The following is a 12,044-nucleotide window of genomic DNA, read 5'->3' on the forward strand; positions in this document are numbered from 1 at the left end:
AAATAGCCAACCCTTTTAAAGAGGTAGGGTGAATGAACGATTATAAAAAGATAACTCTGGGCCTTGCTGCTATGGCGGTATTGAGTCTGGGCATAGTAGGGTTGGTTGCTTGTAATCAATCCAGCGAGCGCACCGAGCAACCGCCAGCGCCTGTGGTACAGGGCAAGCCGGTGGTGTATCAAATGTTCACCCGTCTCTACGGCAATACCAATACAACCAATAAACCCTGGGGAACATTGGAGGAAAATGGTGTAGGTAAATTTAACGACGTTACTGCAACTGCGTTGAAATCAATCAAGGAATTAGGCGTTACCCATGTTTGGTACACCGGTGTGCCACATCATGCGGTGATTCGCGATTACACCGCCTATGGCATCAGCAATGATGACCCCGATGTTGTCAAAGGTCGCGCGGGTTCACCCTACGCGGTAAAAGATTATTACAACGTAAACCCGGATTTGGCTGTTGACCCAGCGCAGCGTTTGCAAGAATTTGAAGCCTTGATTGCGCGCACCCATGCGCAGGGTATGCGTGTCATTATCGACATAGTGCCTAACCATGTTGCGCGTCGCTACGAGTCGCTCAGCAATCCACCGGGCGTGGAAAATTTTGGTGCGCGCGATGATGTCAGTGTGGAATACCATCGCGACAATAATTTTTATTATGTAGTGGGCGAAAATTTTAAAGTGCCCGAAGCACAAGGTAATTACCGCCCATTAGGTGGCGACGCACATCCATTAAGCGATGGCCAGTTTGATGAGCAGCCCGCTAAATGGACCGGCAATGGATCGCGCCTCGCGCAGCCAAAATTTGACGATTGGTATGAAACCGTAAAAATCAATTACGGTGTTCGCCCGGACGGCACCAAAGATTTTCCCGAGTTGCCAGCGGACTACGCACAAAAAGATTTAATCGCCCACGCGCAATTTTGGCAGGGCAAAGATGTGCCTGATTCCTGGGTCAAGTTTCGTCAGATTGCCGAGTATTGGTTAGATAAAGGTGTAGATGGTTTCCGTTACGACATGGCGGAGATGGTGCCCGTTGAGTTTTGGAGCTATTTGAACTCTGCTATCAAACAAAAAAATCCCCAGGCATTTTTATTGGCGGAAGTATACAACCCGGCTGAATACCGCAATTACATTCAAATGGGAAAAATGGATTACCTCTATGACAAGGTGGAAATGTATGACGGTTTGAAAGCCATTATGCAAGGTAAAAGCGGCACTGAAGTAATCGCCCAAGTGCAAGCCGGCATGAGTGATATAGAGGCGCACATGCTGCACTTTTTGGAAAACCACGATGAGCAGCGCATCGCCAGCCCCGAGTTTGCCGGCAGTGCGGAAAAAGCGAAACCGGCGATGGTAGTTTCTACATTGATCAGTCGTTCGCCCACCATGTTGTATTTTGGTCAGGATGTTGGCGAAGCCGGGGCTATTGATTCCGGGTTTGGCGATCCTTCGCGCACCACTATTTTTGATTATGCTGGCGTTCCCGCGCACCAGCGCTACATGAACGGCGGAAAATTTGATGGTGGCCAATCCACCCCAGCAGAAAAGGCCTTGCGCGAGTTCTATCGCGAACTGCTCAACTTATCCCATGAAGAGGTAATTGCTGAAGGGGAATATCAGGAGCTGCATACTCACAATATTGCTAAGACATCGGCTGGGTACAACAACCAGATTTTTGCGTTCACACGTACCAGCAGCGCCCAACAGTGGATTGTTGTCAGTAATTTTTCCGGTGAGCAAACAGGGCCTATTAGATTATCCCTGCCTGCCACATATAGAGACAGTTGGAATTTGATTAATCCCGCATATGAACTTTCAGCTAAGCTAAATCACAGTTCCTCTTTTTCAAAACTAATAGTGACCGATACGGACGTTACACTTGAGCTTAGCTTGTCACCCTATGATTCGTTGGTTTTGGAGATGGGTTCCGCTAATTAACAGGCTGAAGATGAAGATACTATGATCAAGAATATTGTTATTTTAGGTGGTGGTACCGCTGGCTGGATGGCCGCTAACATTCTCGCCAAGCGCTGGGCTAAACATTTGATTCAGGTAACTCTGGTTGAATCCAGTGATATTGGCATTATTGGCGTTGGTGAAGGGTCTACACCACAACTGAAATCATTTTTTGATTATATGGAGATTGCAGAAGAAGAATGGATGCCTGCCTGTAATGCAACTTACAAAACAGGTATCCGCTTTTCCAATTGGTCATCAAAGCCCGGCTTTGATAGTTACTTTCATCCGTTTCCGGCACAGCCTGATGATTACTCAGCCCCTGCATTTTTTTACAATAGTTTTGTTCGGCGTAAAGGGATAGATGTTGACGCCCATCCGGATAAATTTTTTCTGGCAACTTATCTGGCCGAGAATTTATTAGGGCCTAAGCCTGACCATAATTTTCCCTTTCAATTAGGCTATGGCTATCACTTTGATTCGTCTCTTGTCGGTGCCTTCTTAAAAAAGCACGCGCTTAAGTTGGGTGTTCATTATCTTGATGCAAAAATTACCGATGTAAAACTCGATGCCAACGGAAATATTGGACAGTTAGTTACCGATCAGCAGCAGGCGATTAATGCTGATTTTTATATCGATTGTTCCGGGTTCTCTGCCACGCTGATTCAACAAGCATTAAAAACGCCTTTTGTCAGTTTTGGTAAAAATTTATTTAATGATTCTGCCGTTGTTATGCCTACCCCCGCCGCTGCCGATATAGCGCCGCAAACCAAAGCAACCGCTCTCAGCTCGGGGTGGATGTGGAGCATTCCGCTGACCAATCGCACAGGTAATGGCTATGTCTATAGCTCGAATTACCTCTCCGCAGATGCAGCCGAAACAGAAATTCGTAAGCAACTTGATTTGTTGGATTCCAATGTGGCAGTTCGGCATTTAAAAATGCGAGTTGGAAGGGTTGAACGTCACTGGGTAAAAAATTGTTTGGCGGTTGGTTTGTCTCAGGGTTTTATTGAGCCATTGGAGGCAACCGCTTTGCATCTTGTGCAGGAGACCATCCTGGGTTTTGCCGAGGCAATGGAACAAGGCGATTTCACCGAGCGGGAACAGAAAAATTTTAACCAATCAATTAATCAGCGATTTGAAGCCGTGCGCGATTACATTGTTTGTCATTACCGCGTTAACTCAAGAACAGACAGCCAATATTGGCTCGATAACGCCAACAATAATTATCTATCTGACTCTTTGCGAGAGTTGCTTCAGGTATGGGTTGGTGGCGGAAACCTTACCCAGGAGATAGAGCGACAAAAAATCGGTAGTTATTATCCATCGGCATCCTGGCATTGTTTATTGGCAGGTTATGGCGTGTTCCCCACAAAGGAACAGTTATCTCCCGGTAATGAAATTGCCCATAAATATAACATCAGTAATATCCAGGATTTCATTCGTCGCTGTGCACTTAATTTCAAACCACACCGCGAGCAATTGAATGATTTAGTTGCGAAAAAGCAGGTTATGTAAACAACTTTTCAATAATTGTTAAGCCCCTCTCTGAATACGTATGTAGCGGATTGGTGAGGTTTTGTTGGTCGCCTATGCTGCGCGCGCAGCTGCACAACAATAACCAATCAACCACACCGGGATGTCGTTATGAATCTATCCGCTACTTATAAAGTTTTAATAAATTTCTATTGTTACCCTGTATATAAAGCAAAATATTTTGCCGCGATCTTATCTTTGCTCGCTACTTTTTTGTGCGCAAATAGTGCGGTTGCCATTACCAAAACAGGCGAATATAACATCCAACACCTTGAGCCCATGCACTGGTGGGTGGGGATGCAAAACCCTGAATTACAGATCATGGTGCATGGGCCTGCCATTGCTGATTTACAAGTGAGTGTAAGTTACCCGGGGGTTAGCATTACCACCCTGGAGCGAACAACAAATAGCAATTACTTATTTATCAATTTACATATTGCCGCCAATGCCAAACCCGGTGAGATGGAGTTGCAATTTAGCGATAAGCAGGGTGTGCAATTGCGCGTAGCTTATGAGCTGCATGCGCGTCGCGCTGGTTCAGCCCAGCGCAGCAGTTTTTCCGCTAAAGATGTTGTTTATCTGATAACACCTGATCGTTTTGCCAATGGCGACCCATCGAACGATAGTCACATCAGTATGCGTGAGCGCGCAGATCGCCATAGTCCTATAGGCCGGCATGGTGGCGATATTAAAGGTATTGAAAAACATCTGGACTATATTGCGCGCATGGGTTTTACCATGATCTGGCCTACGCCGATGATTGAAAATAATCAGCCGGAATATTCCTACCACGGTTACTCGCCCACTAACCTTTATCAGATGGACCCGCGCATGGGTTCTAACCAGGATTATAAAAATCTGGTGGCCGCGGCGCGCAAAAAAGGGGTGGGTTTTATTCAGGATATAGTGCTCAACCACATAGGTACCGGGCATTGGTGGATGCAGGATTTACCGGCAAGTGATTGGCTAAATTTTCAATCCGGTTTTGTGCCTACCAATAACCAGCACACCACCGTATTGGATATTCATGCCGCACCGGAGGATGTAAAAAATTTCACCGATGGTTGGTTTGTGCAATCCATGCCTGATCTCAATCAGCGCAATCCGCTCCTGGCCCGGTATTTAATTCAAAACACTATTTGGTGGATCGAGTTTGCCGATTTAAGTGGTATTCGCGAGGACACTTATGCCTATTCCGATAAGGAATTTCTGGCGCAGTGGAGCAAAGCGGTGTTGGAAGAATATCCCAACCTGAATATTGTTGGAGAGGAGATGAATTCCAATCCGCATATTTTGGCCTATTGGCAAAAAGGAGTTATCAATCGCGATGGTTATGTCTCCCATCTGCCGAGCTTGATGGATTTTCCGGTTGTATTTTTAATGCCGGAAGTGCTTAACGCAGAAGAGACTAGCAATAGTGGTTTGATCAAACTTTATGAAATGATCGCGAATGATTTTGTTTATGCCGATCCGATGAAATTGATGTTGTTTCCTGATAATCACGATATGTCACGAATTTATTCGCTGCTGCACGAAAATCTTGAGCTGTTAAAAAGTTCACTGTTATTCACTGCAACGACTCGCGGCATTCCGCAATACTATTATGGAACCGAGGTGCTTACTAAAAGCCCATTGGTGCGTAACGATGGTTTGCTGCGCGCTGATTTCCCCGGTGGCTGGGCCGGAGATCAAGTCAATGGTTTTACTGGTAAGGGTTTGAGTGGCGCGCAGCGCGATACCCAGGAGTATTTGCGCAAATTACTGAATTGGCGTAAATCCAGCATTGCTATTCATGAGGGTAAGTTGATCCATTACATCCCCGAAAATGGTCACTATGTTTATTTCCGCGTGCATGATCGGGAGCGGGTGATGGTGGTGATAAATAAAAACAAACAGCCAACTGCATTAAATCTGGATCGCTTTCAAGCTTCATTTGGCGGCCTTAGCCGCGCCCACAATGTTATAACCGGAGAAACTATTACCCTTTCCCGTCCACTGTTGCTTGATCCTCTGGAGTCCCAGGTTTTTTTAATTAAAAACTAAAGGCTGCATCCCGGAAAAAATTGTTACTCTGGGTATCACCTTAAGGGTTGAAAATTCAGAGTAACCTTTTTGCATACGTATGTAATTTTGATGATTCTATGAATACGTATGTAGCCGCTTGTTGTGCTTTTTAGCTAAAGCCTAGTATCTCGCCATTACTAATGGGCGAGTGCCAGGCTTTTCCAAAAGTAATCCTCTTCTTTTATTGCTCGTGCTAATCGCTGATATGGGTTTGGCCCCTAAGGTCCTCTCCTGAAATCTATTGATTGACCAATAATATTTTTTATAACAATAAGCGAGATCATTTTATGAAACTTAGCCTAACCAGGGCATTTTTTGCCTTTGTATTAAGTAACGGGGTTGTTGCATCGGCGGATGCAGCTCCGGATACCGTAACGCTAGCGGGAAGTTTGCAATCGGAGCTGGGTTGCTCTGCTGATTGGCAGCCATCATGCCAGACAACGTTCCTGAGTAAAAATGGCACGCTTTGGTCGGCAACCTTCACTGTGCCGGCTGGAAGTTGGGAATACAAAATAGCTATCAATGGTGCCTGGACTGAAAACTACGGCGCCGGTGGTGCTAGCGGCGGCGCCAATATTGCATTTTCCATTGCGGAAGAAAAAGCAGTCACGTTTACCTACGATGAAGTGACCCATGCGATTACCGATGATTCACAAGACGGTGTGACTATTCCGGTTGAGCCGCAACCTGTATCGGTGACTGTTGCAGGTAGCTTGCAGTCTGAAGCCGGTTGCCCGGATGATTGGCAGCCTGAGTGTACAGCGACTCAAATGAGTCTCGAAGAGACTGATCAGATCTGGCAAAAAACACTGAACATCCCTGCCGGGGACTGGCAATTCAAGGCTGCCTTAAATGGCTCTTGGGCTGAAAACTATGGTGCAAATGGTGCATCGGGCGGCGCTAATATTTCGCTGTCCCTCGCGGCCGCCCAGGATGTGAAGTTTTATTACAGCCATAAAACTCATTGGATTACCTCAAATGTAAATTCGGAAATTGCTACCGCTGTGGGGAATTTCCAAACTTTCCTTGGGTGCCCGGGCAATTGGCAGCCGGACTGCCTGCGCAGTTGGATGCAAGATCCTGACGGCAATGGTCTCTACACTTATACAACAACCGCATTACCTGTAGGTTCTTATGAAGCCAAAGTGGCTATAGATGAAAAGTGGGATGAGAGTTATGGCGAGAATGGTAACAATATCGCGTTTGAAGTGACTCGCGCGAATCAAAAAGTGGTGTTCACTTTTGATTCGGTCAATAAAAAAGTATACGTCGGTGACGAATTGGTGTCTGGCAATTTAAAAACTGCCAAAGCCCACTGGCTGACTCGCGATACCTTTGCAGTCAATATTCCCGCGGATGATTTGCAGGGCGCCTCGGCAAAATTACACTACTCATCAACTGCTAACTTAACGACCAGTATTGCCGGCGTTGCTGGCGGTGAATCTATTGCGTTGAATTATGATGCTGCCGGGTTAAGTGATGCACTGAAAACCAAATACCCGCATCTAAAAAATCTCTCTGTATTTAAATTGGCGTCTGCTGATGCAGATCAATTACGCACTATCCTCAAGGGCCAAACTGCTATTTCTGTTACCAATGCCAATGGCAATTTGGTTGAAGCAACTGCGCTGCAATTTGCCGGTGTACTTGATGATTTGTTTGCCTATGACGGTGAATTAGGTGTTAGTTATAACGGTGCTGTGCCATCGGTAAGCCTCTGGGCTCCCACTGCCCAAAAAGTAACGCTGCATCTATTCGACGACGCTAACCCTGCGACTTCCTCCAGTGCCCATGAAATGACATTGGATGCTGCCAAGGGGGTATGGTCAATCGAGGGCGATGCATCCTGGAATCGTAAGTATTATTTGTTTGAAGTAGAAGTTTTTGTTCGTCACACCGGCAATATTGAAAAAAATTGGGTCACCGATCCATACAGCCTGAACACTTCTATCAATGGCAAACGCAGCCAATTTATTAACCTGGCGGATGCAGATTTAAAACCAGAAGGCTGGGATACCTTGGCTAAGCCTGCATTTACCGCACCGGAAGACATGGTGATTTACGAACTTCATGTGCGCGATTTCAGTATCAGCGATGAAACTGTACCTGTCGCAGAGCGCGGAACATTTGCTGCATTTGCACAACAAGAGTCAAATGGCATTAAACATTTACAGCGTTTGGCAGCAGCCGGTTTAAGCCATGTGCATCTATTGCCCGCGTTTGATTGTGCAACTATCAACGAAAATAAAACCGAGCAAAAAACAGTTACAGAAGATTTGACGGGCTATGCACCTGATAGTGAGGCGCAACAAGAGGCTATCGAAGCTATACGTGGTGAAGATGGTTTTAACTGGTGTTACGACCCGCATCACTACACTGTACCGGATGGTAGCTATGCAACCGATCCTGATGGTGTGCATCGTATTCGTGAATTCCGCAGCATGGTTGCCGGCTTAAACCAAATTGGTTTGCGCGTTGTGATGGATGTGGTTTACAACCATACCAGTGCCGCTTTGCTGAATGACAAATCTGTCTTGGATAAGGTTGTGCCCAATTATTATCACCGCTTGAATGCCCAGGGCGATATAGAGCGCAGTACTTGCTGTGAAAATACCGCCAGTGAAAACCTGATGATGGAAAAATTAATGCGCGATTCCATTAAAACCTGGACTACAGCATACAAGGTGGATGGGTTCCGTTACGACATCATGGGACATCACAGCAAAGATAATATTGTGAATATCAAAAATGATATCCAGGCATTAACTGTGGCAGCCGATGGTGTTGATGGAAGTAAAATTTACTTCTACGGCGAAGGCTGGAATTTTGGTGAAGTAGAAAATGATGCTCGTTTTGTACAGGCTCGCATTGGCAATATGAGTGGTACTGGCGTGGGCACATTTAATAATTTCATTCGCGATGCGGTGCGTGGTGGCGGGCCTTTTGATTCCGGTATTGCCCATGTACAGAATCAAAGTTTTATAAATGGTTTGTATCTTGATCCAAATGCTGAAAATTCTGCGAGCGCCAGTGCTAGAGAAGCATTGCTGAAGCAAACTGACATATTGAAAGTCGCTTTAGCCGGTAGTTTAAAAGATTACTCATTGATGGATTACACCGGCGCTACCAAAGAGGCTGCATCAATTGATGGCGCTGGCTATACCCTGGATCCGCAGGAGTCTATTAACTACATCGAAGCCCACGACAATGAAACCCTGTTCGACATGATTCAATACAAAGCGCCTTTAGCGACTAGTATGGTTGATCGTGTGCGTATGCAGAATCTTGGTAACTCCATAGTCTTATTGGCTCAGGGCGTACCATTCCTGCATGCCGGTCAGGAAATGATTAGATCCAAATCTACCGACCGCAACAGTTATGATGCTGGCGATTGGTTCAACCTGTTGGATTTCACTTATCAACAAAATGGTTGGGGGCGCGGCTTGCCACTTAAAGGTGATAACCAGCAAAACTGGAACGAATCGCGATTGCTACTGGCAAACCCTGCGTTAATGCCTGCACCAGCTGATATTCAGCGCGCGCACGAGCATACTCAAGAGCTGTTAAAAATTCGTAAGAGTTCCAAATTGTTCCGCTTGGAAACCGCTGCGCAGATCAAAGACCAGTTGAAGTTTTTTAACAATGGCAGCAGCCAAACACCGGGTGTAATTGCGATGCTTTTAAGCGATAGCAGTGCCAATCTGGATGCCAGCGCTGAAATGATTCTGGTCATCTTCAATGCCAACACCAGTGCGCAAACACTTTCGCTCGCGGATTTGAAAAATGCTGATTTTGCGTTGCACCCTGTGCAAAAAGAGTCAACAGATCTGCGCGTGAGAGAGTCTGCGGTGGATAATGCCAAGGGTGAATTCACGGTTCCTGCGCGTACCACTGCAGTATTTGTGGCCACTAAAAAACCATCAACAGATACCGTTGTTACTCCAACGCCAACCACACCGAAAAAGTCTGGTGGTGGTCAGGCAGATTGGATGCTTTTATTTATGTTGATGGGTTGTTTGTTGATGATCCAAGCTAAAGTTTTGCGCACCAAAGAAAGTTAATGGCAATTACATACGTATGTAATTGCCGCCACGGGATGAATACGTATGTAGCCAATTGAGGGGCGTCTAAGTTGCGCCTAAGATAGCTTCATTGCATTGATTTACCAGAGTAGTTTTGTTGGTGACTTTGGGTTCTGGCAATGACATTTATCTCCATCTTTTTTGTTGTATATCGTCGCTGTTGATGATTCGGCGCAGTCGCAAGACTGCGCCATTTTTTTGTCCTGAGTTTTAGTTTTTCCTTCGCATTATTCTCCTCGTGTATTTGCCAATATTTTTTTTGCGTGCCCCAGTGTTAGTATTTGCCATCCAATATGTAATGGAACAGTTGCGATGGCGGTTGAAATCGAGCGTAAATTTTTGGTCACAGGCGATGCTTGGCGCAGCGCGTCCCCAACTTATTTCAGTCAAGGTTATCTCAATAGCGATAAGGCCCGAACGGTGCGGGTGCGTATTGCGGGCACAGCGGCTTTTCTGACGGTCAAGGGGTTAAGCAAGGGCGCCAGTCGCGCCGAATTTGAATACCCAATTCCGCTGGCGGATGCCCGGCAATTACTTGAGCTGTGTGAGCAGCCGCTTATTGAAAAGTATCGCCACGAGATTCATTACGCCGGTTTTTTGTGGGAAGTAGACGAATTCTTGGGTGAAAACCATGGCTTGGTTGTTGCGGAGATTGAATTGCCAACTGAGTATACGGAATTTGCAAAGCCCGACTGGTTGGGCACTGAGGTGACAGGGGATGTGCGTTATTTCAACTCCAGTTTGGTGCAGATGCCATTTAGCCGCTGGTAGCTTCTTGTGGCAATAGCAGTTTGCTATTAACTAGTTAGGGTTAATTTTCTTTTGCAATTCATCATTTTTTCCTAGTATAGGTTCATCGGCGGTGACTTTTTTAACCGCCAAATACCTACCGGGGAGAAGATCATGGCCAAGACAGCAACATTCGCCGCCGTTCACTTTACCGTCGCTTTTTCTGTGGGTTATGCCCTGACGGGGAGCGTATTAATCGGCGGAACTATGGCATTAGTAGAGCCAGCTATTAACACTGTCGCGTTTTACTTTCATGAGTTGGGATGGAAGAAGTTTGACGAGCACAAGGCGGTGATTGCGGATGCTATGGCTCAAAGGGCTATTTAAACGCGACCGAATAGGGTTTGCGATAACAGGCTCTTTACCAATCGCATTCGAGTGTGGCTCGCCTGAGAAAGTTACTCGGGCGAGTCACTGGTCTCTTCCCGCTCCTGGCTGCGTTTTTTGACCATCTTGCCAAAAAACAAGCCTGCTTCGAAGAGCATCCACATGGGGATAGCGAGCATCGCTTGCGAGAAAACGTCGGGCGGTGTCAGCAGCATTCCCACTACAAAACAGCCCACTATGATGTAGCGCCGTTTTTCTGCCAAACCTTCGGGGGTGACTACCCCTGAGTGAATAAGCAGCACCGTGGCGACTGGAATTTCAAAGGCAAAACCAAATGCAAAAAACATATGCAGCACCAAGTCCAGGTACTTGGTGATATCGGTCATTGCACTTACGCCTTCCAGTTGGATGCCCATGGTGAAGTTAAATAGCATGGGCAATACCAGGAAGTACGCAAAGGCCATCCCAGCAAAAAATAACAAAACACTGGATATCAGCAGCGGTGCTGCCAGTTGTTTTTCGTGTCGGTAGAGCCCCGGGGCTATAAACGCCCATATCTGATACAGAATAAAAGGTACGGCCAGGAGCAAAGCAACATAAAAAGTTAATTTGAGTGGCGTTAAAAACGGAGAGATAACATCGGTTGCGATCATGTTGCTGCCTTCTGGCAACACTGCGATCAAGGGGGCAGAAACAACCCCATAAATGTTCGTTGCAAAAGGAAATAGGCAGATAAACACTGCCAGCAGGAAATACACCGTATGTAATAAGCGTGTGCGCAACTCGATCAGGTGTTGCACCAAAGGCTGTTCTTTATCGTTGTGAGATGGATTCATACCGTTTTGGAGTCTGTTGCTGGCGTATTGACCGATTGCGCGGGGGCACTGGTCGTTTGCGGTGAGGCTGGATCGGTGTGCGCATGATCGGGCAGTTCAGCGGGCGGGCCGTACTGGCCAATCCGTTCGCGCCGCGCCTGCTCATCTAAATTATCCGGTTCATTCAGGCTGGATTGAATCGCATTGGCCGATTCATCAATAGACTGCTGAAACTGACGGCGTGTTGCCTCAATGTTTTGCAGGATTTCCTCATTGTGCAGTTGTCGACGAATATCGTCGGCACCTATCTGCCGCTCAATTTCGCTGCGAGTCTCACGCAGGCTGCGCTTTAATCTGCCGATCCACAGGCCGATAGTGCGTACCGTACCCGGTAGCTGCTCTGGGCCAATGACCACTAGCGCAACTACCAGACACACCAGGAGTTCGGTAAAACCTATATCGAACAC

8 protein-coding genes are annotated in these 12,044 nt (G+C 46.5%); 6 read left to right on the top strand and 2 right to left on the bottom strand.

Features of this window, described 5'->3' with window-relative positions:
* Positions 1 to 32 precede the first annotated feature (32 nt).
* The 6 genes from ACFODX_RS10195 to ACFODX_RS10220 all read left to right on the top strand — a co-directional run bounded on the left by ACFODX_RS10195 (position 33) and on the right by ACFODX_RS10220 (position 10,762).
* Positions 33 to 1,946 carry an alpha-amylase family glycosyl hydrolase gene (locus ACFODX_RS10195; RefSeq protein WP_378118713.1) on the top strand — a complete coding sequence of 638 codons (1,914 nt, stop codon included), beginning with the start codon at positions 33 to 35 and terminating at the stop codon, positions 1,944 to 1,946.
* 21 nt (positions 1,947 to 1,967) lie between these two features.
* Complete coding sequence (locus ACFODX_RS10200; protein ID WP_378118715.1) at positions 1,968 to 3,482, top strand: tryptophan halogenase family protein; 1,515 nt, start codon at positions 1,968 to 1,970, stop codon at positions 3,480 to 3,482.
* Between the two features lie 231 nt (positions 3,483 to 3,713).
* On the top strand, positions 3,714 to 5,543 hold the full coding sequence (locus ACFODX_RS10205) for a glycoside hydrolase family 13 protein (RefSeq protein WP_378118717.1): 1,830 nt from the start codon (positions 3,714 to 3,716) through the stop codon (positions 5,541 to 5,543).
* A 308-nt stretch (positions 5,544 to 5,851) separates the two neighbouring features.
* Entirely contained in the window at positions 5,852 to 9,625 is a 3,774-nt protein-coding gene (gene pulA / locus ACFODX_RS10210; RefSeq protein ID WP_378118719.1) for a pullulanase-type alpha-1,6-glucosidase, read from the top strand.
* A gap of 333 nt (positions 9,626 to 9,958) precedes the next feature.
* Positions 9,959 to 10,417 (top strand): CYTH domain-containing protein, encoded by a 459-nt coding sequence (locus tag ACFODX_RS10215; RefSeq protein ID WP_378118721.1) that lies wholly within the window; start codon positions 9,959 to 9,961, stop codon positions 10,415 to 10,417.
* Between the two features lie 132 nt (positions 10,418 to 10,549).
* Complete coding sequence (locus tag ACFODX_RS10220; RefSeq protein WP_324258557.1) at positions 10,550 to 10,762, top strand: DUF2061 domain-containing protein; 213 nt, start codon at positions 10,550 to 10,552, stop codon at positions 10,760 to 10,762.
* Between the two features lie 71 nt (positions 10,763 to 10,833).
* On the opposite strand, the gene tatC is transcribed toward ACFODX_RS10220, so the two are convergent.
* Together tatC and tatB are read right to left on the bottom strand one after the other, a co-directional pair.
* A complete protein-coding gene (gene tatC / locus ACFODX_RS10225; protein ID WP_378118724.1) occupies positions 10,834 to 11,598 on the bottom strand; it encodes a twin-arginine translocase subunit TatC in 765 nt (254 codons plus the stop codon).
* The gene (tatB, locus tag ACFODX_RS10230) at positions 11,595 to 12,044 is read right to left on the bottom strand and encodes a Sec-independent protein translocase protein TatB (protein ID WP_378118726.1); all 450 of its coding nucleotides are present in this window, start codon (positions 12,042 to 12,044) and stop codon (positions 11,595 to 11,597) included. The genes tatC and tatB overlap by 4 nt, the downstream gene beginning before the upstream one ends.

It is taken from the genome of Cellvibrio fontiphilus, assembly GCF_042646205.1.
Taxonomy (GTDB): domain Bacteria; phylum Pseudomonadota; class Gammaproteobacteria; order Pseudomonadales; family Cellvibrionaceae; genus Cellvibrio; species Cellvibrio fontiphilus_A.

Coding starts and splice junctions, on each gene's coding strand:
- ACFODX_RS10195 (WP_378118713.1), top strand. CDS start 33: ATGAACGATTATAAAAAGATAACTCTGGGCCTTGCTGCTATGGCGGTA.
- ACFODX_RS10200 (WP_378118715.1), top strand. CDS start 1,968: ATGATCAAGAATATTGTTATTTTAGGTGGTGGTACCGCTGGCTGGATG.
- pulA (WP_378118719.1), top strand. CDS start 5,852: ATGAAACTTAGCCTAACCAGGGCATTTTTTGCCTTTGTATTAAGTAAC.
- ACFODX_RS10215 (WP_378118721.1), top strand. CDS start 9,959: ATGGCGGTTGAAATCGAGCGTAAATTTTTGGTCACAGGCGATGCTTGG.
- ACFODX_RS10220 (WP_324258557.1), top strand. CDS start 10,550: ATGGCCAAGACAGCAACATTCGCCGCCGTTCACTTTACCGTCGCTTTT.
- tatC (WP_378118724.1), bottom strand. CDS start 11,598: ATGAATCCATCTCACAACGATAAAGAACAGCCTTTGGTGCAACACCTG.